17 protein-coding genes are annotated in these 21,458 nt (G+C 58.8%); 10 read left to right on the top strand and 7 right to left on the bottom strand.

The window, feature by feature from the left end; genetic code table 11:
* Nucleotides 1-87 precede the first annotated feature (87 nt).
* Nucleotides 88-2,646, bottom strand: a complete 2,559-nt coding sequence (locus KZ498_RS14700) for a PAS domain S-box protein (protein ID WP_312620150.1) — start codon at nucleotides 2,644-2,646, stop codon at nucleotides 88-90.
* Nucleotides 2,647-3,223: 577 nt separating this feature from the next.
* Nucleotides 3,224-3,658, bottom strand: coding sequence for a DUF6069 family protein (locus KZ498_RS14695; RefSeq protein ID WP_312619759.1), 435 nt, complete (start codon nucleotides 3,656-3,658; stop codon nucleotides 3,224-3,226).
* Between the two features lie 149 nt (nucleotides 3,659-3,807).
* Between KZ498_RS14695 and KZ498_RS14690 the strand changes: the two genes are divergently transcribed.
* The 5 genes from KZ498_RS14690 to KZ498_RS14670 all read left to right on the top strand — a co-directional run bounded on the left by KZ498_RS14690 (nucleotide 3,808) and on the right by KZ498_RS14670 (nucleotide 7,315).
* Entirely contained in the window at nucleotides 3,808-4,179 is a 372-nt protein-coding gene (locus KZ498_RS14690) for a helix-turn-helix domain-containing protein (RefSeq protein ID WP_312619758.1), read from the top strand.
* On the top strand, nucleotides 4,179-4,814 hold the full coding sequence (locus KZ498_RS14685; protein WP_312619757.1) for an NAD(P)H-binding protein: 636 nt from the start codon (nucleotides 4,179-4,181) through the stop codon (nucleotides 4,812-4,814). Before KZ498_RS14690 ends, KZ498_RS14685 begins: the two co-directional genes overlap by 1 nt.
* A 246-nt stretch (nucleotides 4,815-5,060) precedes the next feature.
* Nucleotides 5,061-6,380 carry an MFS transporter gene (locus KZ498_RS14680; protein ID WP_312619756.1) on the top strand — a complete coding sequence of 440 codons (1,320 nt, stop codon included), beginning with the start codon at nucleotides 5,061-5,063 and terminating at the stop codon, nucleotides 6,378-6,380.
* Between the two features lie 60 nt (nucleotides 6,381-6,440).
* The gene (locus KZ498_RS14675) at nucleotides 6,441-6,914 is read left to right on the top strand and encodes a luciferase family protein (protein WP_312619755.1); all 474 of its coding nucleotides are present in this window, start codon (nucleotides 6,441-6,443) and stop codon (nucleotides 6,912-6,914) included.
* 35 nt (nucleotides 6,915-6,949) lie between these two features.
* On the top strand, nucleotides 6,950-7,315 hold the full coding sequence (locus KZ498_RS14670) for a hypothetical protein (RefSeq protein ID WP_312619754.1): 366 nt from the start codon (nucleotides 6,950-6,952) through the stop codon (nucleotides 7,313-7,315).
* A gap of 300 nt (nucleotides 7,316-7,615) precedes the next feature.
* On the opposite strand, the gene KZ498_RS14665 is transcribed toward KZ498_RS14670, so the two are convergent.
* The 5 genes from KZ498_RS14665 to KZ498_RS14645 all read right to left on the bottom strand — a co-directional run bounded on the left by KZ498_RS14665 (nucleotide 7,616) and on the right by KZ498_RS14645 (nucleotide 16,344).
* The gene (locus tag KZ498_RS14665) at nucleotides 7,616-8,158 is read right to left on the bottom strand and encodes a cupin domain-containing protein (protein WP_312619753.1); all 543 of its coding nucleotides are present in this window, start codon (nucleotides 8,156-8,158) and stop codon (nucleotides 7,616-7,618) included.
* Between the two features lie 238 nt (nucleotides 8,159-8,396).
* The gene (locus KZ498_RS14660; protein ID WP_312619751.1) at nucleotides 8,397-9,389 is read right to left on the bottom strand and encodes a hypothetical protein; all 993 of its coding nucleotides are present in this window, start codon (nucleotides 9,387-9,389) and stop codon (nucleotides 8,397-8,399) included.
* A gap of 518 nt (nucleotides 9,390-9,907) precedes the next feature.
* Nucleotides 9,908-10,942 (bottom strand): hypothetical protein, encoded by a 1,035-nt coding sequence (locus KZ498_RS14655; RefSeq protein WP_312619750.1) that lies wholly within the window; start codon nucleotides 10,940-10,942, stop codon nucleotides 9,908-9,910.
* Between the two features lie 1,024 nt (nucleotides 10,943-11,966).
* Entirely contained in the window at nucleotides 11,967-15,545 is a 3,579-nt protein-coding gene (locus tag KZ498_RS14650) for a hypothetical protein (RefSeq protein WP_312619749.1), read from the bottom strand.
* Between the two features lie 334 nt (nucleotides 15,546-15,879).
* A complete protein-coding gene (locus KZ498_RS14645; protein WP_312619748.1) occupies nucleotides 15,880-16,344 on the bottom strand; it encodes an excalibur calcium-binding domain-containing protein in 465 nt (154 codons plus the stop codon).
* Nucleotides 16,345-16,669: 325 nt separating this feature from the next.
* Here KZ498_RS14645 and KZ498_RS14640 point away from each other — a divergent pair, with 325 nt between their 5' ends.
* The 5 genes from KZ498_RS14640 to KZ498_RS14620 all read left to right on the top strand — a co-directional run bounded on the left by KZ498_RS14640 (nucleotide 16,670) and on the right by KZ498_RS14620 (nucleotide 21,123).
* Nucleotides 16,670-17,665: an HNH endonuclease gene (locus tag KZ498_RS14640; protein ID WP_312619747.1), complete on the top strand. Its 996-nt coding sequence runs from the start codon at nucleotides 16,670-16,672 to the stop codon at nucleotides 17,663-17,665.
* Between the two features lie 451 nt (nucleotides 17,666-18,116).
* A complete protein-coding gene (locus KZ498_RS14635) occupies nucleotides 18,117-18,362 on the top strand; it encodes a hypothetical protein (RefSeq protein ID WP_312619746.1) in 246 nt (81 codons plus the stop codon).
* A gap of 65 nt (nucleotides 18,363-18,427) precedes the next feature.
* On the top strand, nucleotides 18,428-19,276 hold the full coding sequence (locus KZ498_RS14630) for an OB-fold nucleic acid binding domain-containing protein (protein WP_312619745.1): 849 nt from the start codon (nucleotides 18,428-18,430) through the stop codon (nucleotides 19,274-19,276).
* A 390-nt stretch (nucleotides 19,277-19,666) separates the two neighbouring features.
* Nucleotides 19,667-19,864 carry a hypothetical protein gene (locus KZ498_RS14625; protein ID WP_312619743.1) on the top strand — a complete coding sequence of 66 codons (198 nt, stop codon included), beginning with the start codon at nucleotides 19,667-19,669 and terminating at the stop codon, nucleotides 19,862-19,864.
* Nucleotides 19,861-21,123, top strand: coding sequence for a transposase (locus KZ498_RS14620; protein WP_312619741.1), 1,263 nt, complete (start codon nucleotides 19,861-19,863; stop codon nucleotides 21,121-21,123). Before KZ498_RS14625 ends, KZ498_RS14620 begins: the two co-directional genes overlap by 4 nt.
* Nucleotides 21,124-21,458 lie beyond the last annotated feature (335 nt).

Raw genomic sequence — 21,458 nt, 5'->3', positions numbered from 1 at the left:
CTTCTTAGTAGTTGATGCAAATCAGAATCTCTGGCTCTGTTGAAACCCTCAGAAATTGATAGGACCGGCGTGCGAGATACAGAGGATTTATTCAGTAGTGAACTCGACGCCAGTAATTTCAAATCGTGCGCCATCCTCAGAGCCGTCGGTCACGCGAACCTCCCAACCGTGGGCTTCAGCCACCTGCCTCACGATCGCAAGTCCGAAGCCGATTCCCGCAGTTGAGTAACCACTCTCGAATACCCGCTCGCGCTCTGCTTCCGGGATGCCAGGGCCATCGTCCTCGATAGCGAAGCCTGCACCCATCGTCTCGACGCGAACCGTCACGTTCGGACCGGCGTGATCAATGGCGTTTCGGAAGAGGTTCTCCAGCAGTTGTCGGAGCCGATCCCTGTCAGCACTGATTGGCTTCCATCCGTCCGGATTGTCGGTGAGAATGAGTTCTGCCTCTCCCTGGTCGTCGGTCACGATTGACCATGCGTCCTCAATCACTTGCTGGAGGACGACCGCCCCTGTCTCATCGATATCCCTCCCCTCCCGTGCGAGCCACAGGACACCATCGATAATACTGTTCATCCGCTCGACCGCGTCACCGATTGGGTCGAGATGAGTACTCTCGCAGTCCTCACGGGCGAGTGTAAGTCGTCCCTCAACCACGCTCAGCGGACTCCGGAGGTCGTGGGAGACGACCGATGCAAACTCGTCAAGCCGGTCGTTCTGCCGTTCGAGTTGCCGCTCGCGGTGCTTCCGGTCGGTGATATCTTGGATATATCCCCGGACCGTGTCCTCAGTTCCTTCAACAGGTTTTCCCCGAGTTCGAACCCACCGTTCGTTGCCCTCGGCAGTGATGAGACGCACCTCTAGGTCGTATGGCTTACCAGTTGCGAGGGCGTTCTCGATGGTTTCTACAATCTGGTCGCGGTCCTCCGGATGGAAGAATTCGAGCCCCTCCTCAAGTGTCGGTTCGTACTCATCACCGACCTCGTGAATGCGGCGGGTGCCGTCGGTCCAGACGACAGTGCCGTCTGCAGAGAACTCCCACGCACCGAGGTTCCCAAGTCGTTCGGCTTCCTGAAAAAACGTCTGGATGCGCTGGAGTTCCTGTTCGCGCTCCTTGTAATCGGTGATATCCTGCACTGCGCCACGGAGCGTCACGACCTTGTTGTCTTCGATGGTCGGCTCACCGCGGATTCTGAACCACCCGATGTCGCCATCTGAGCGGCGAAATCGCGCTTCGACATCGAACGGGTCACCCGCCGCAAGGGCAGTTTCAACTGCGGTCTCGACACGTGGACGATCAGCTTCGATGTAGAGATTGAGCGCGTCCTCTAGCGGTGGTTCCTCGTCGTAGTCTCCGGCAACCATCTCGAACAGATGGTCCGTCCAGAACACGTCCTGTGTGTCGGGATCGATTTCCCACCCACCGACATCCGCAATCTGTTCAGTATGATTCAGGAGTTCGACCACCCGCTCGTATTCCTGTTCACGTTCTTTGTCTTCGGTTACGTCCTGTTGGAAGCCGACGTAGGTGATGACCTCGCCATCCTCATCCTGAACTGGTGCAATCGATACCCGGTTGTAGAACTCGGTGCCGTCCTTGCGGTAATTCCGGAGTTCGACAGTCACGGGCTCTTCGTCGTCGATGGCTTCTCGCATCCGGGCGACAGGCTCGAGGTTCGTGTGTTCGCCTTGGAGGAAGCGACAGTTGGAGCCGAGTACTTCCTCTCCGGCGTACCCCGTCAACTCTGTGAAGCGTTCGTTGACGTAGATGAGTGGATTGTCTTCCTGAGATGGGTCACTGATACTGATCCCGACAGGTGCTGCATCCATTGCCCTATCTTTGCGTTCAAGTTCGGCTTGTCGTTCTCTGCGGTCAGTGATGTCACGGGCAACGCCGACGATGCCGTCCACGGTGCCGTTCACGCGCAGTGGGGTCAACCGATACGCCAGTACTGCGTAGCCGTGGCCGGGAAAGTCGCCGTCAAGTTCACCCTTTAATTCGTCGCGGGTACCGTCCAGCAATGCCTGATATGGATCGCCGTCTGTCTGTTCTCGAATTCGCGGGATGAGCGCACTCGCTTCGCCTTCAAGCGCCTCGGGGGATTTCCCGTACCAGTCAGCCAGGTACTCGTTGACGAGTTCGAACTGGCCCGCAGTATCGTAGATACAGGCGGCCTCGTGCATCGAGTTGACCGCCTGTTTGTAGCGTCGCAGTTCTTGGTTGCGCTCGGCAAGGGCCCGTTGCGAACGGTGCCCCTCGACGGCGTTCCTGGCGCGGTTGGCTAGGACGGTGTACTGGTCAGTTCCACTGCCTTTCTGGAGGTAGTCAGTCACACCCGCTAAAATAGCGTCGCTAGCAACTTCCTCGGAGCCCTTCCCCGTGTAGAGAATGAATGGGAGGTCTGGATATTCTTCGCGGACGGTTTCGAGAAACTCGATACCGTTCTGTCCAGGCATGTCGTAATCGGAGATGATACAGTCGAATGCAGTGTCGGCAAGCCGGTCTAGTCCGTCGCTGGCACTGGTGACGGTTGCTACGGTGAATTGACTATCCTTCCGTTCAAGTAATGTTGCAGCTAAGTCTGCGAAATCAGGCTCGTCATCTACGTAAAGGAGATGAATTCTATCAGTATCCTTCCTTGACATCTCAGCCATGGTTCAATTCTGACACCCACAGCAGTTAAGTCTGGTAGTAGCATCTAACTCGGATTCAACAAAAACCGAGTCTACAAGATACGCGCCCTCTATTCAGCATATTCGTCCAATTACATAGTACATCTGGAACTTCGAAGGACCAGTCCGGTCCAGGCTACCGGTTCCCGACCCACTAGCGGCTACTAGTAGTTCTCGAATGTGGAACGCCGTTTCTCGGAAAGTCCCTCTACAATTGTGCGGTGACCACAGAGAAGAACCAATAGTAGAAGACGCTCTCAGTTGGGGGACTGGAGATAGTTGAAGAAGCAATCAAACAGTCAAAATCAGCGTCTTATTGAGCTATGGAACCGTTGCAACAAGTACATCGGAAACCGGGCATGTCGTGATAGTTGCTTTTCGAGTTCTCAGACAAGTCGGCACTGAAGTAGCACGACATCTATCCCCAACGGAGGAGAAAGGAGTTATTTCGGCTGAACAGAGTTAGAAAGTGAGCATCTCAGGTATCGTCGCATATTCGTCGGTGATCAATTGAGGACCGTCGGATGGTTTCCCGTCCGGAGAAAGCGTTTCAGAGCCCCACTACACCGACGATAAACGCAACGAGCGGGACAGCGACGACAGCGTGGAGGACTATGAGGACCAACTGTCCGATGAGCGTGACACCGAGCGTGGGCGCGAACAGGACGACTGGCAGCATCATTCCGACGAAGACCAGTCCACCGAGCAGCAGGAAGTTGCGAACCGGACGGGCGGTCAGGCGGTCGAGCACGGCGTAGGCGACGGCGGCACCCGCCCCGGCGACCATAGTGGACATCACCAGCGGAACAACCGCGAACGGACTGCTCGCCCCGGTCGGCCCGAGACTGACACCAGAGCCGAGTGCGAGGCCACGGACGAACAGTGCGAGGACGACGGCGACCAGCACTCCGAGCGTCGTCTGCCGAGCGAGGCTACCGGCGGTTTCGGGCGATACGTATCGAGCTTGGGTGGTGGACTGTTCCATCCACATCCTACGTTCCCTGTAGTCATAAGATGGTCACTCCAGACTTCTGTAGCGTGAAGCGTCACTCAGTGCCACCGTTGCCACCGGGCTGTGCGGACGCAGTCCGTTTCGTCGATGAGTAAATATACTACAGATGGCGTAGTGAAGGCATGACGGCCACCCGTCCCGAACCGCCGCATCCGGATCTACCCGACGCCGACCGCGAGGCAGCCGATGCGGCGGTCGCTGACCTTCTGACGCTTCTTGGCAAACGTCACACGCTTTCCCTTCTCTATCTGTTCGCCCGCGACCCCGGTCCGTGGCGGTTTGGGGAGCTGGAGTCCCGGCTCGATCTGTCCCCAACGACACTGTCTGACCGCCTCGCTGAGCTGACCGCGCGGGGGTTCCTCGACAGGACCGACCACGAGGAGGTCCCGCCTCGTGTGGAGTACATCGCAACCGAGCGTGCTGAGGCGCTCAAGCCCGCGTTCGGCCACCTCTACGGGTGGTGCCGCGAGTACGGCCAGGGGGTGCGCCACTGATGCGCGTTCTTGTCGTCGGTGCCACGGGTCGCGTGGGTCGGCGTGTGGTCGATCAGCTGCTCGACGCTGGTCACGAGGTGTCAGGCCTCGCCCGGGACCCATCGGTGCTTCCCGCGACGGTCCACACTGTGGCCGGCGACGTCCGGGACCCTGTCGTGGTCCGGGAGGCACTGACTGCCGGCGACGGTGGCCCTGTCGATGCGGTGGTGAGTGCACTCGGAACGCCGCCAGATGAGGCGGCAGACGACACGCTCTCGGCCGGTGTGCGGACGCTCGTCGAAGCGATGGCCGACCTCGGAATCGAGCGATTCGTCGGCGTCGCTGCAGCGGGCGTTCTCGACGCACCCGGCGGCGGACTCCGACTGGACGCCGAGGGGTTCCCACCCTTCCTCCACGGCGTGGCCGAACAGCACCGCGCGGTCTACGAGACGCTCACTGAATCATCCCTGCAGTGGACGCTGGTCTGCCCACCGAACATGCCTGACGGCGACGCGACCGGCCAGGCCCGCGTCGAGACCGACCGGCTCCCCGACGGCGGGACACAGGTCACGACGGGTAACGTGGCGGCCTTCGTCGTCCGTACCTTGGCCGACGGCACCCCGCTCGGCCGAGTCGGCATCGCCGGTCCGGCCTGAATCATCGTCGGATTCGCCGCGGTTAGTTCGTCTACGCGCCTGCTATCCAGCGAAAATCTAGCAGACCACTAACTACTGACTTCACCAGCGCGACTTCGCTCCTGATACGCGTGGCGACGTTACGAGACGCGTTTCTTCGAGAGCAAAGCGTCAGCGCAACGGTTTCTGTCGTCTCCACTATTCGATTCGACAGTTGGGTGTGGCATCCGATATTCGTATGTTCGTCTGTACCGAGTTCACATACCAGTGGCTTCGAGTCAGGCAGCGACGACCGAGCAGGCTGAGCCAGTCACATCATCGGGAACACGTCGCCGCGTCGCAGTCGTTGTTGGAATCGTCTTTATCGATCTGCTTGGCTTCGGTATCATCATCCCGATCCTCCCGTTTTACGTCCGCTCGTTCGGCGTCAGCGACGTGTTTATCGGATTGCTTGCGGCGTCGTATTCCCTAGCACAGTTCGGGGCTGCGCCGGTGCTCGGCCGGATCTCCGACGAGCGTGGCCGGCGGCCAGTGCTGATGCTCTCGGTCGGCGTCGGGGGTGTCGCCTGGATCCTCTTCGGGTTCGCTGCGGAGATCGGCGCAGCCCTCGGCGTGACGGTCGGCCTCGTCATCCTGTTCAGTGCTCGACTGATCGCCGGTGCAGCAGGCGGGAACATCGCCACCGCACAGGCGTATATCGCCGACGTGACGTCACCGGAGGAGCGGACCGGCGCGCTCGGTCTCGTCGGCGCGGCCTTCGGCCTCGGGTTCGTGTTTGGCCCGGCCATCGGTGGGCTCCTGGCGAGCGACGCGGTGGTATCGACCGCGCGCGCTCTCTTGCCCGGGTTCGTTCCGGTAACTCCCTTCTCGCTGCCGAGTTTTGCCGCAGCGGGCTTCTCGTTTCTCGCGCTGGCAGCGACAGCGGTCGTGCTGAAAGAACCGGATCGGATTCGCACCCCGGCACGGCGTGTCACGTTCGTCGGTCAGTTTCGGACTGCGCTTGCCGACCTGACACTCCGGCCGCTCGTTATCGCGTTCTTTCTGACCTCGCTCGCCTTCGCCGGTATGACCACTATGTTCGTGCCGCTCCTGGCTGATTTCTTCGGATACGATGCCACCGCGGCGGCGATGTTCCTCGCTTACATCGGCGCACTCGGAATCGTCAACCAGGGGGTGCTCATCGGCTGGCTCTCGCGGAAAATCGGCGTTCGATACGTCGTCAGGGGCGGCGTCGTGGCGCTGTTCCTCGCGCTGATCCTGCTCGCGGTGTCCCCGATGGCTGGCACGACATCCCTCCTCGGTAGTGGTCCGGAATGGATGACCAGCGGACTCGTCGTGCTGGTAGCGTTCGGTGCACTCGCCTCGTTCGGAAACGGTGCGATAACGGTTGGCCTCGCGGCGCTTGTGTCGGAGGGTGCCGCTGGAGATGCGCAGGGAGCAGCCTTCGGGGTAACGCAAGGGGCAGGGAGTCTCGGGCGGACGGTCGGACCACCGCTTGCTGCCGCTGCCTACGTCGTGGTCTACTGGTCGCCGTTCGTCGCCGGGGCACTCCTGTTGGTGCCGGTAGCGCTGTTGTTGCGACGGTGAACAGTGTGTATTGAGTGGTGCTAACGAACGACTCATATCTGTTGGAACCGTACCGTTCGCATGTCAGGTTCAAGCAGAGCGGAGATTGAATCGACAGTTGAAGACCTCATCGAAGATGTGGGCTCGTGGCCGGGTGTCACAACCGGCGAACACCGGTTCGGCGGAACCGAGTGGCGTGTCGGTCCGCGCGAAATCGGCCACGTCCACGCGTGGGGGATGCTCGATGTCGCCTATCTTCGCGCGCTCCGTGATGTGCTCATCGAAGAGGACCAGACGGGCGTCCACCACCTGCTTAATGACTCCGGGTGGACGACGTTGTACATCGAAGAGCCGGGTGACTACGACCACGCCCGATGGCTCGTTCGACTCTCGTATCTGTATCACGTGAACATCCTCAAGAAGACACCTGCCGGCGCGGAGGAGTTCGCCGCTGTCGATGTCGAGAGTGAGCTTGAAGCCCTCAACCCAACCGAGTCCGTCCGAGCGGCGTTCGAGCGTCGCCGTCCCGGAAAAGCGGGAGAACCCGAAAAGTAGACTTGACAATGTACAGACGGGCAGTACTTGGCTTGATGGCCACGGGTGTCACTGTACTCAGTGGCTGTGGGCAGCCGACCGTCACAGAGCGACCGTCAGGCGAGATCGATATCGTGTTCAGCACGGAAGCGACACGTGATTTTCTCATCCATGTCGAAGTAGTTGATGCGGATGGGAATCTCGAAGACGAATTCGAGTCCGGGTTTCCGCCCGATCAAGAGGGGGCTCCGAGTTACTTCTCGGCCGGACTTTCCAGTGGCCCATATACGGTGGCTATTGAAACAGAAGCCGAACGTGAAACCTTCGAGTGGTCGATTACCGACTGTCCTCTCCTTGATGTCAACGTGACTGTTCTTGCAGACGGAAAATTGGACATTGAGCGAACCTGTTCGGACTCATGAGGAGTTGGTTCGGCACGCAATTATAGTCAGCTCGTTGTCCGTGGTGGCCTGCCGGTGAAAATACGTGCTGTGGACTCAGCACGGGTTTAGCTTCACCTCCGTATCATTCAGATCCACTGCCATCTGATGGTTTGTTACAACAGGAGCAACCACCGCCAAGTCTACTAGTAGTTGCTGAATGTGGAACGCCGTTTCCGTAGGAGTCCCTGTCCAGTTGTGCGACCTCAACACCTACAGACTGCTAGTAGTTCCTGTTGGGATTGAGAAAACCACTCGTCAATTGACACAGAGTGTCACTGATTAGTCGGGAAGGTGGTATCCTAGCACGCGGCCGAGGCCAGCCAGGATCTTAAAGACCCAATGAGGGGGACTCACAGCTTGGATATCTTCTTCGTGTTCTACCGTCAGCATCGCTATCAACACGATATCACTGAAGCCCCCTGGCGGTAATGACACTCCCCGCTCCGCGACGAGTTGATGAAACCTGCGGAAGAACTCCTCGTGCTGGAGCGCGGGCTCGTGGATATTAATGATCTCGACGGGTGTCTTGTTCCTGAACGTATGTGGGGTATCAGGAGGGACGGTGTGTTTCTCGCCTGCGGGCACGTCCATCCACTCACCATCCTCGTATACTTCCAGAACGCCAGAGAGTACTTCATAGCTCTCCGCGGCGTGAGGATGAGTGTGGACAAACGGGCCGTCCTCGGGGACTGATTCGATTTCAAATCGCATTTCTAACAGCTCGCCGTTCGTCTCCTCGGTCGATCCCGTGATCTCCCATCGACCAGGGAAACCTCCCCAATCCAGAAAACGATCCTGCTTGCTTTGCTCCGTGGCAGTCATGTTATCGCTCCCAACCAGAAACGGTCGATGTGTGGGTTCGTGTTGCTTGGTGGTATCATTGGTCGCCTCCTGCGGCATCCAACCGAGGTCTCGATATCTCTGTTCCGTCCTTCCACGAGACGGACGCCACATCGCTTGGGTCTTGCTCCGCTACTGGCAAATAATTCTATATGCGAGAGTGAACTTATGTGTTAGGAGAATAATATTTCTCTAGCCCAATCGACTCAAATCCTGAGTACTAGGTAGGGGTCTCAGATCGAAGCCTTCGGTCGATATCGAGGATGTTCATCTCGTCGTCCAGCGTGATAGTGAACGTACTCGTCTCGGCCTTGATAGTGATCGAGACACGAAGTGGATTCTTCGAAACAGTGGTCTCGACACTATTTTGGAGCAAGTTGACGACCTCTTCAAACGAGGGGGAGTGGATATCCAGTTCTTGATTGTCTATCAATCCGGTCGCCATGGCCAGACCAGTGGCAAACATTTCGGCCGGCAACCGCTTGGCGAACCCGCAGGTATCACACCGCATGTCTGCCCACACCGAGAACGGGGTCCCACAGGTGGCGCATGGTCTGTCCCCATGACTTTCGTGCGCCTCGCAAACCGTTACTGACGACGAGATGTGGCCAGCACACTCTCGACAAATACCGTACATCATGTAGGTGATATCCAACGCACACCGGTAGAGGCCGGCTGCGAGAGCTTGGTCAGGATTACGGTTCGTCAGTCCAGCGGCCGGATAACTCGTGAGGAAGAGCGTCCCCTTGGGTGCTTGGTCACCGAACAGCCCGTCACACTCAGTACACTTGATTCGAAGCCACTGATCCTCATAGGTAGCCTCTATGTGTGCTCCGCATAGCGGACAATCGTCTTCGATCTCCGTAGAGAAGTCGAGTTGGTCTGTTCCGGAAACAGCTATTACCGTTCTGGCAATTTGTTTGCCCGCACCGCTTAACCGGTATCCGTCGTTAGTTCGTCGAACGAAATGTGGCGCGAGCTGTGAAAGATGGTAGTTGAACTTTCCGTTATCCTCAATGCCCACCTTTTTCTGCAACTCGGAATAGGAGATCGCCTCGGCGATATCTGATCCATCATCGTATTCGTGAGCAGCGTCCGCACGCCAGAGAACCCGGATGACCTCTAATCGAATTTCATTTCCCAATACGGCGAAGGCCTCGTCCGCGGAAACCCCGTCTAAGTCAAGATCGGGAGTGAATCGGGTCTGTTCCATGCTAACGAATAACTTGGAAGTCCAATAAACGTATCTCTAGTGCAGCTTCAGGCGTTTCAGAACTGGATGATACTGCGGATTTTGGCGAGTAATTAAGCCCCTGCTGCATACGCAGCGTTTATTGGTCAGATGCTGCTGGCGAGATGCCCCGATGATGTTCACCAAACATGGTAATAGATAACACTACACAGGACGATTATTCCCCCCGGGGCTGTAGCGCCCATGATTCGGCTTCTTTCGCGCATGGACCAGTCAGCACGACGTGCTCTAAGGCACTGAATACAGGTCGGTCTCTTGCGTCCCATGCTTACCTCACGCTCTCCAGGGATAGCAGCGTTTCCATCGAGTCAGCACGGCCTCAACGAACTATCAGCGACCAAGGGTTTCAACAGGGCCGAATCGCTACAAAAGCTAGAATTGCCGTGCTTACTACACTCTCTCTATTCACGACGAATTCCTATCAGTACCAGAGGGTTTCAACAAGGCCGTAGGATTAGATTTGCACTCAGAAGATAGCTCTATGAGACGTTACTGACACCGATCCACTGGAACGTCCGGTTTCGACCAGCCATGATGAGACTGAAATCCTCGATCGTCAGCTGGTACATCGGTTCGGTAACCTGAATGAACGAGACATTGCGAGACGATTTGAAACCATCTCGGATGGTCGAGAGAGAAAGTCGCCAGACATCTCCGTTCCGTCCGTACCGTGGTTTCATTCCGAGTTCGACTTGCAACCGCATTATCTCCTCTGCCAACTGTTTGCTGGCAGTGTAGTATTTCACAGACTCGTGTCCGTCGCCGTCGATCAACGTTTGGAGAAGGAGCTCTTTCTGTGCAGCACTGCACGCCCAGATGAAGTCGGGCAGATGCATGTCTCTCGAGCCGGAGCCACAGAGGTGGTTCAATAACCGAGCGAAAATCACCGAGCCAAAGCTAAAGGACCGGTCCTGTGTATCAACCGAGATATCCATTCGATTCAGGAGGCTTGCAATTCGGGTCCGATACTTCGGAGTCTCTTGAGCGATCTGGACGACCGCCGACTCGGAATCCTCTTTCCATGTAACGGATCCTTCGGTGATGAACCAGCCAAGAAATTCGATGAAATCGTCGCCGTCAAACCGGTAGGGTCGGTGCCAGTGATTTCGCCCGGCATGGACTGTCACGCGTTCGGCCAGAGCTTCCAGTTCGTTCTGGTATGTTTTGAACGTCTCAGCATCAAAAAAGTAGCCGTAGTGACTATTTGTTCGACAGGGTTCACAGCCATCTGGAAGAATCCGTCTCACAGTATGACCATGGCAGCCGAATTCGGCACGCGCCTCAAAGTCCGTGATTACGTCGGTGATATCAATCTGCGGGAGGCGTGTGCCCGGCCGGGGCCGCCACTCATTGAGGAACCGATAGTTGATTCGTTCAGGTAGCTCCCGGGCTCGAACGAATCGTGGATACGAAATTTGCTTCGTTGTATAAGGAATACGATGATTTGGCATTATACGGAAGTTTGAGCGGCGTGTTTCGATACTAACTATTTCATCAGCAGGATTGAGCGGCATTATATCGACGACCGCTTTTGGCTTGACAACGTTCGTCGTTGGGTTCAGGGCCAGAACGTAGTCTGTAGTGTCCAATTCCGAGATGGGGCACAGACCAGTTGTTGTCACCACCTCAGTGTCCCCAGTAAACCCACCGTTGCATAGTTCAGTAACACTACAATTCTCCGGTGACGAATCAGAACTTCTTCCTCGGAACATCACCGTACTCTGCTCCCGGCTTCTGGTATAAATGTCAGCCGTACATACCTTTGTTTCGTATGGAGTAATCAGTATTTCTATATCGGCTATCTCTTTGGATCGGGGTGAGATGTTCCGATGATTCCCGGCCTAGATAACACTACTAACCCAGATTCAGCTGCCTCCTGATCAAGAGTCCCTGGCCGAGCGCCGCTCAAAGATACCGGCCAGTCTGACGTTCATGCGAGGTCACTGCGTACGACTTTGGTAACCGGTACGATACTCACGGGAGGCCACGACCTGATTGAATGGCACCAGCCCTGAGAGGTATCTTCTGGTTGGATTGCAGGCCTGCTCGAATTAACCCAGGTGAAATCGGCCGGTAGAATAGAGCAAAGCGGGTCGAACAGTCCCTAGATGCCCACCGACACGCACACCGAACGGGCAGGCGGGCGAAACACGAGCAAAAGCCAGGCGAGCGGGGCGCTCCGTGGGAAACAGATATGGCAGCGACGCCACACCTCACGATCGCAACTAGTTCCAACCTTAGGTCGAATCACCAGACAGCAACTAAGGTTGGAAATCTCTGCCCGCCCGAACTATCAAACCGAGGGAATAATATTCGCGTGTCACGGCGTTTCCGGACCCGCTTCGAGCAGGGCGCTGTCCCGCGAATAGAGCCGCGTTGGCCAGTGAGCCACGGCATTCGCCGACTGGATTCCCCACGCATCTAGCCAGGCTCGACAGCGGTCACACACCTTGTTGCGGGGCTGGTGCCCTGGGTTGGATACCCGGAAATCGACAAAGGACGATGTTCGCCCGGTTTGGCAGTCTCAATCGACTCAGACTAGCTTTGCATATCGCGTGGATCCGGGCGGTCGATGCGGTCAAGCAGTTGATTGACAGTGAGAATATCCGTGAACCCGGGTTCGTCGATGGAGAAGGAACTCGCAGGTGTACTTTCCGAATACGTTTTCTCGACACGTGGATCCCCCTCCAGCGGATCATTCAGCGCAGCGAGGATCTCGTGGGCGTCGTCGTGAGACATCGCGACCCAGATGGCCTCATCGGGATCACACGCAGCCATCTTGTCAAAATCGGCGGGGACAGCGCGTCCGAGGTCGTTGTTGACGCGCTCGGCTTCAACAGTGACACGGACCTCGCCGTCGGAATCCAGCCCGACGAGATCGAGGCGATGCAGGGAATAGGACTCCGAGACCGCCTCAACAGCCTCCTGGTCCGTCCCCATGAACGTCGCGGCTGGGAGCGAGCCGTCCTGGATCTCGTAGTAGGGGACGACCTGGGACACCGGTGACGCCGGGTCGGCGACGTACTGGTGTTCGAGATACAGCCGGGCCGCCTCCACGGCAAGGACGTGTTCACTCGATTCCTCGAGGTCGCCACACTCGTGGCCATAATCGACGCCACGACGGTATGACTCCCCGATAGCGTCCCTCCCTGCGGGTGTCACCGAGTACAGTCGATGCGGGCGGTCCGTATCGTGACGCAGGACGTCGGCATCACACAGGTCCTGGACGGCGTCGCTCTCGATGCCGACATACTCCTGGAGTCGGAGCATCGAGTCGGACAGGAGATCGTATTCGAGCGGCTCATACCGGAGTTGCTGGGCGTTGTAGACGGCCTGGAGGAAACACAGCTGTGACGTCGACCACTCGCTATCGGCACGTTCGTCGGCGGAGCGCTTCAGATTCAGCGTACAGATCGGGACGTCATCCGGATTGATATCGGCAAGGGAGCCACAACAGGCGATCGCGCGTCGCATCCCGTCGATAGACGGATCGTACCGGTTTCCACACCGCTGACAGTGCAGGGCATGACTCTCACGGTCGTAGGAGACCGTCTCCGGGAGGCGCCGCGTGTGCGGGAGGGCACTATCGACGCGCACGGGCGCACCATTGTCGGTCGGATCACTGTCGTCGCCGGTCTCGTCTGTAGTACTCGGTGCCTGAAGTGTGAGTCCAGCGGTCGCATGCGTCCGCTCGGCTACGTCCTCGATCAACTGCTCGATCTCTTCGGTCGGAATCGTCGGTCCGGGGCCGTCTGGATCGCCGGCTGGCAGCGGCAGTGACTCCACCTGAAACGGACGTGGTTCAGGGTGGTCAAAGGGGGCGGGCAGCTGGACCAGCCACTCACCACGGGGGAGCCACTTGAGCTGATCCGCCATCTCTGTTGCTGACATATCCGCGGTCGTGAACCGGCTGGCCAGCCGGTCGTCAGTCGGAACGTTTCCGGTGACGTACGTCGAGACGTTGTTGAGCAACTCCCGATAGACGCCGTCGTCGATCCGCCGAAGCTGGTCTGGAAACTGCATCGCAAGCGTGATTCCAACGCCGAACCCACGCGACTGTGAGAGCAGGTCCTGTAAGATATCCGAGGTCGCTATCGACGCTGCCTCTTCCAGATAGACATTAACGAGATTATACGATTCAGTAGATGGTGTCGACTGGGCGCGCCGGCGAAGTGCAGACCAGAGGTTCGAGAGTAAGACAAGCGTCATGACACGTTGGGTATCTGTCCGAACGCGGCCGGTGTCGATTATGATGACGACGTCCTCATCGAGGAACTCGCCGAAATCGAAGTGGCGGTCGTCATCCTCTGGGACGTGATTGAACATGCGGGCCAGTCGTCGGTCGACGGGGATCTTCTCGATCCGGTTGGCGACCCCCTGCATGATCTCATCGAACGAGCGGGCGCTGTTGGCGACGACGCCGGAAAGGAGTCGTTCGAGGTCCTCGTCGGCAACGGCTGGAGCGGATTGGCGGTCGTGCATCTCCTGGGCGGCCATATGCAGGTCGCGATGTTGGAAGGCGTCGTCGCCGTTGACCGGGTCGAACAGTGCCTTCACCAGATAGCGGATGATATCCGGCGAGCGGACGGCCTGTTCGAACCGGTCACGACCCATGATGCCCACCAGCAGTTCGAGGTAGTGGTCGGCTTTGTCCTCGACAGCGGTGGTCCGGGAGACGCCAGCCGCGAGGTCCTTGCGGATGTCGAAAAACGAAAGCGCGGGCAACAGTGTGGCACAGTCGAAGTAGAGGACATCATCGAGGTCTCCGTACGTGGCGTAGTGGGCGCGCATATACTCGGTGGCCATCCCACCGCCTTTCGGCAGGAACACGATGTCAGCCCCGTCCGTGGCCCCGTGATTCGCGACAACCCCGTTCGTGAGGCTCGTCGACTTGCCTGACCCAGTTTTGCCAAACCATGCGACGTGCAGCGACTGGAGTGATGGCGGGAGCGACACCGCGTCGTCCTGGGCCGTGCCGTCCTGTGAAAGCGGACGGCCAAGTGGGAGGCCATCGTCGTGAAACGGAGTGAGATGTGACGATGGCGGCGGTGGGAGCATGCGTCGTTCACCGGGTGTCGTCGCAAGGGCGCGTCTGGCTGCAGTCGTGAGTGCGCTGCCGTCCAGGAGACAGAGGCCCCCGAGTTCACTCGCGTCGGCAACGATCCCCGGACTGGACGGGCGGGTGAACGGAAGGCGGTGTTGCAGTCGGTCGTAGTCAGCGGGCCGGAACATCCGGTCACAGATCCGGGTTCGGAGGTCGGCTGCATCCGTGCCTGTACAGACGGTGCCGGTAATCTCGTAACAGCTGTGACTCACCTCGGCGAAGGCCGTTGCGAGGTCGTCGGCGACGTGTTGATCGACGTCGTCGCACAGGACGGCACGGACGTTGACCTCGAAGGACCGTCGGGGGTCGCGCTCGGCGAGTTCGTCAAGGCGTGCTCGATCCTCGATGGGGATCGGCGTGTCGGTGTGGGTCGGCTCGGCCGGGGCGATCAGTGCGGTGATAACCTGGCCGGCCCACGATTCCCGCCCCGCTTCGAGTTCTCGTCGCTGGAGGTCTCTGTCGGTCGACCAGTCTGCCTTCGGTTGGATGAGTACCTGCAGGAGTGCCGGTCCGTCGGTGGCGGCCATCGCCTCGACAACACTGGCCAGTGGCGTGCGGACGTGCTCGCCGTCGTTCCGGAACTCGCGTAACGGCGTGAGCCGGGTTTGCCAGTCCCTGCGACGATCGGGTCGCCCCTCGAATTCCACGCCGGCTGCAGGCTGTTCAGGGAGGAGTGTCGGTGCCCACTGGACAGTTCTGAACTCGTAGCTGTCCGGGAACAGTGTCCGGAGGATACGCTCAAGTGGCTGGTGGAGGTCGTCGGCGTCGACGCCCACGTAGTACTGGATCGTCTGGGTGTCTTCCGGCGGTGCGACGAGGTACGTTTCAATCGTTGGCGGGGACTCGGTGAATCGGTCCAGGAGACCAGTGGCAGTGTCGCGGGAGTCCAGCTGGTGGAGGCGTTCGAACTGCGCCTCGACGGTGTCCGGATCAACTGGTTCGTCCGTCGGCGTGATCCGAATGTACTGCCGGGTCTCCTCGACCGGGACCGGTAAATTGTTCTCTACTGCCATTACAATTTTCATATGTATAATTTAGTATAAATCTGTGGGAGAACGGTCGTATTGCTTGAGAACGCCCCCGGTCGCTCCAGTCGAGGGGCTCTCAGGGCTCGCTTCGCTCACCGTTCGAGTGGTTGCGGCGCGGGGCGCCGTACACTCGCTGCGCGCCAGTCGGTGCTTGCTTCGCCCGTCGTCCCGGAGCGACCGGCCCCTTTCAGTCCCGCCCGATTCGGGTGTGCAGGTAGCGACAGATGTGATTGAAAGCTAGTTGACGGGCCATTGTACCGCTCAAAAGACGTTGCGTGTTCGTTGTAAATCGCTTTCTAGTCGTGTGCGCTGCTCGATTTCAGGGCAGATGCTCACACGCTTTCCCATCATCATCGCCGTCTAGCCCATGGGCACCACCAGACTCCTCGTACACGTCCTGGGCAGCCGACTGTGAGGAGAAATCATCGCAATCGTAGTCACCGCTGTATCCGGACGACTTAGCACTGGTGTCTGTCTTGAGAGCACTCGGTTCAGGTGTCGGACTCGTTTCTGTGTCGTCAGATCCGAGGACGTCGCCGGTGTCCAGTGGAGGCACAAGGCCGATAGCGCCGACAATGCCGCCCAGTACCACGAGGAGCACGACGAACACGATCCCACCAGCGACCGGGTCCTCGGCCGTCGAGATCTTCAACGAGTACCCGAGTGCGAGACACAGGCCAACCGCGAACACGCCCTGGCTGATGTTTCCGTTCCAGAGATCGGTTACGCCGCTCGCAAACGCCACGAGGCTGACACCGATAACGAGCAGCCGTCCTTTATGCATCTACGGTCGTTTACTTACCAATTACATATACGCGTTGGGTCTAAAACGTCTACCCCTCAACCTCGACCATACCTGCAGGTAGAGACTCACCAGTCACCGAGTGCGTGACCACAATCTTCCAGGACGATCATAGCGTATCGCCTTCGAAACCATGAGAGCCCAGTCAAGAACTCGGCATGTAGCCTGCACGATAACGCTGGAACGGCAATACACAGTACCAACGCCAAGGGACCCTCTCAATCCGACAGCCAGCAGAGACTCCGTCTATTAATCCAACCGCGCAGTCCCAAAGATCATGTACTGACCTCCAGAATACCACCCAGGGATGCCACCTGATCGGCTCCGGAGTATCGTCCCGATGTTCGGCGGCGCGACGAGTTACGTCAAGACGCTCGATGAAATCCTCGAGTACGTCGCTGACCAGCAGCCCACACCCGATGAACTCATCGGCTGGCACCGGGGCCACTTCGAACGAGTCTCGAGCCGGGACTCAATACAGCGCCGAATCGACTATCTCGAAGATGTCGGCTTTATCCAGCAGGACGGCCACCACTGGCGACTCGGGCCGGAGGGCACCACCTACGTCGCGGAGCAAACGACCGAAACGCTTCTCGAAATCATGTGTCGACGGAACGTCGGCCTCCGGAGCCTGCTGTACTCGCTCGTGCCTGCCCCGATGACAATCGAAGAAATCGGGCGTCAACAACTCGAGACACATGCAAACCTGGGCTGGGATCCAGCCAACACGGACATGGCCAAACAGCGGGCGAACTGGCTCCGGAGTCTCGGGCTCGTCCACAGGGACGGCCAGCAGTACGCACTCACGGATGAGGGACGCCGGTTCGTGGAGACTGCAGTCGAAAAGTGGGCCGGATCTGACCCACAGGCCGGCGTATCAACCACAGATTCTTCGACTGCAACGACCTACGAAACGACGGTGCAGGCCCGGGCAGTTGACCCGGAGTTCCGGGAGACAGTACTCGTCCAGTACGATGTGGCCTGTCCGATATCCGGCGTTGACCACCGCGGGCTGCTGGATGTTGCCCACGTCTTGCCCTGGAGCGACTATCCGCAGCACCGGGCGGATCCTACTAACGTCCTCCCACTCAGCAAAATTCACCACGCAGCCTTCGATCGCGAACTATTCACCATCGACCACAACTATCAGCTGCACGTCAATCCCGACTTCGAGACAGACAGTGACCTGCTGAAACAGACAATCATAGACCGGGCTGGTGAGTCAGTTCCACAGCTGGATGGAAATGTCGCACCGGCGTATCTACGGCAGTATAACGACTCAATCGGCTGGATAACGAGCTGAGCACAACGGAAACTGCGCCCGAAGTGTAAATATGGTAGCTTTCCCGAGTAGATATACCATAGTTTCAATCAGACTTTAGCTATCGATAATTTCGCCATCCCCAACAGCCGTTTTAGACGCAATCTCAGCAATCAGTCCTGCCCGTTTGAACAGCCACATCTGTGAGGATCGTGTAACTGACTCGTCTATGGCTCGCCCCGCTCGCCCTGCCGCCCTCCGCGTGCTCACGGGTCACTGCGTTCCCCGTTCGCAGCGAGTCGCTCCCTGCTCGCGGGTCGTGCCTCCCCGCTCGCGACGGTCGCTCTCGCCACGCTCGCGACTGACCATTCCGGGCGTGCGGACGCTCTCCGCACCGCGAGCGTCCGTTCCGGGCTAAAATGTATGTGCCTTCGACGCCAGCGGGTTAGCTTGTCGGTTGCGCCCCTCGCTGGCTTTCGCGTTCCAGTGTTTGGTGCCGACTGCGCCCTCGCGCCACCCGGCGGCGCGAGTGCTCGTCGACAGTCACACTGGACACGTACCCGCCCTCCGGGCCGGACACGAGCAAGCTAATCCCGCTGGCCGCTCGCTCCGGGCGGCGTGCCGGCGCGCGGGGCTGGTGTATGCATCCCACGAAAGCGCTCTCGCTCGCGCCCACTGGGGCGCTCGCGAAGGCGCGAGCGAGAGCGCAGTCGGGACTGTCGGGCAGTTGTCGTCGTGAAAACCGCGATGCTGGGACATCGCGGTGTCGGCGCGTGAGCGCCTTCGGAATCAGGAGAGATTCCAATGTCAGGTAAGAAGATCATTCGTGATAAGCGTACGGTCGCACAGAAGCGAACAGACGAGAAGCGCGGGTGGGTCGTCGACGAGACACCCGAACTGCGGCGGTCAGTCCAACAGGAGATCCAGGGAAAGGTCGATACGAATCACCCGGACAGTTGCCGGGCGAGCATGACCCTGGAACAGGAAGAGGAAGCGATGGCGCGGGACATCGAAATCGCACGAACTCGGGGCCGAGTTGGCGAGCAGATTGAAACGCGGGAAGCCGGGTCGCGACAGGCAGTGCAGGAGGCGAGGCAGCAGGCACGAGAGCGGTTCGACGAACGGGCCGCGAGCGTGGACCGATGGCGGGATCCAGCGAAGGACGATCCCCGAGAGCTGCTCTCGCAGTCAGACCTCGCAACGGTCAACAGGCAGGCCGCGCGGTTGGAAGAGCAACTCGATGGCTGGACGCGGGCGGCGATCAGTCGTCGGCTGGCCGAGCGGGTTGCAGACGGCCGTGGAATGACGGACGCAGTCGTCGATGTCTACGACGAACTGGATCAGGCGGCCGGGACGGTCATCCCCATTGAGAAGATCGGAGAGGTCAATCGCGGCGAGGTGAGCGTCGAAGGCCGGGTCGCACAGTTGTGGGATCCCTCAAGCCCCAAAATACAGAACGTCGGGCTACTCGAGGATGAGAGCGGCAGAACGCGTGTGACCATCTGGAAGGCCTCGGAAGCTCCCTGGATCGAGGAAGGCGATACGGTGCGTATCCACGGGGCCTCGGTGAGCTGGTACGAGGGACGCGCCTCGCTGGCCGTCACCGGCTGGTCATCCATCCATTTCCCCGAACGCGGTCGGTGGTGGGAATAACGAGCTAACACGTCTCTTTTTTATTATCTGCCGGACCGGCCCAGACCCCGCCACCCCACCCTCCGCTCCGTGCTCGCTTCGCTGCGCGCGCAGCCACAACCTCGGGTATGGTTTTTCCGCCGTGATGGGTGCCGGCGGAGTTGGGGCGGACACGCCCCCTACCCAGTCGTCGGCGTTTTGAGGTGTTGAAAATGCATATGGTGATTTACGCGCTGGTAGAGGCATCGACAGAAGACGAAGCATTGGCTGCAGGAAAGGCAGTGTTCAGTCAACTCGTTGGCGCTGATCCACACGCTAACGCCGCTTTCGATCGGAGTCGAAGGAACTCCAAATGCAGAATCCCGCTGCGAACATTCAAATATCAAGCCGGGGATACCCGGGAGTGCATCGATGGGTGATGACAATCTCGAAGCCGCCGAGGACGCCCGTGAGGAACTCCAGAGTCTGTTGGTCGTGCAGGCACAGGCAGGCGTTCCAGAGCAGATTCTCGTCGGTATCCTCCGCGAACAGACTGCCGAAATCGAACGGCTTGGTACATCCCCTCACCGGTGGGAGCAACCCGACCAGCAGGAAGTAAGCCAGCGATGAAGCGGACCAACACCTTCGAGGTGCGCCCACTCTCGGAAGCAGACGAGGCCCTTCTGCAGGAAGTTATGAACGCGACCGCGAGCTTCTGGAACGAGTTGACCTATGCCCGCCGCCAGCGGTTCTTCGATGACGAGAACATCTGGGAGACCGATGAGTTTCGCGAACAATACAAAGGCCAACTCGGCGCTGCCGGCGTCCAGACGGTGACACGAAAGAACAACGCGGCCTGGAAGTCGTTTTTCGCACAGTTGGAAAGCGGTGAAGACGCGTCCCCACCCGGCTACTGGGGGAATCAAGAGGATGGCCGGGATCTCCGGCTGTTCGTACGGAATGACTCGTACGAGATCCAGTGGAGCGAGTACTCACGGGTAGAGATTCCGGTCGGCCAGGACCTCAAAGAGGGGTATGGACTGGGGTACTACGAACGGCTCCGGTTGGAGGTGCGTGGCGAGCCGAAGTGGTCCGGCAAACAGGGCCGGCTGGAAATCCAATACGACGAGGTTGAAGACACCTACCGGGCATATCAACCAGTCTCAGTCGATGAATCGAAACTGGACTCACCGCTGGCTTCCGAAGAAGCCGCCCTCGATCTGGGTGCTAACAACCTCGTTGCGTGTACGACCACGGTGGGGGCTCAGTACCTCTACGACGGTGAAGAGCTGTTCGAACAGTTCCGATCGACGACCAAAGAGATTGCGCGCCTATCCTCCAAGTTACCGCCAGAGCAGGACACGAGCCAGCGAATTCGCCGGCTTTACCGAAAACGCTCTCGCCGACGGACCCACGCCCAGAAGGCCCTCATCCGTGACCTCGTCGAGCGATTGCACGACGAAGGGATCGCAACGATGTACATCGGCGAGCTCACCGGCATCATCGAAACCCAACCGTCCCCTGAAATCAACGAGAAGCTGAAGCACTTCTGGGCGTTCAAACAGTTCACCGACCAGCTGCGGTCCGTTTGTGAGGAATATGGGATCGAGGTGGAGGAGAAGACCGAGGCATGGACGAGTCAGACGTGTCCGGAGTGTGGGGAGCAAGACGAGACGGTTCGGCATCGAGAGACGCTGACCTGTCCCTGCGGGTTTGAGGGACACGCCGATCTCACTGCCGCAGAGACGTTCCTACGCCGGAATACTGACCACCAAGTCAGGCCGATGGCGCGGCCCGTGCGGTTCCAGTGGGACAATCACGAGTGGCGTTCGACCATAGACGCCCCTGAGATCGGGACAAATTCCAAAGAACAGCGCACAAACCCGTAAATCACTCCCGTGGACCATCGTCCAGCGTGGAGGAGCCTAATCCCAAGGTGGACGTCAATTCGTTACATTTGATCAGGACGAGAGAAATGGCGTAATGCAGGGAAATTGGCTCTACTTGACTAACAGGATACGCAGTGCTGTATTCAGGTATTATTTGTTGAATTGCCTGACCAACAACGTCGTCATCGGGCAGAAGGCTGCCGATGGCTCAACGGTACAGCGATGGTTCGACTGCCCTGAGTGTGTCTACGAGTCGCCGTCGAAAGCCGTCTACGGCGCCGAACGGTGAGGACGGGATCGTCCCACCGGTGTGGTTTATTTGTGGGCCACAATGT

This window comes from Haloarcula sp. 1CSR25-25, from assembly GCF_032027985.1.
GTDB lineage: Archaea > Halobacteriota > Halobacteria > Halobacteriales > Haloarculaceae > Haloarcula.
Note: the sequence above shows the minus strand (reverse complement) of the source record. Positions and strands in the feature narration are given on the sequence as shown.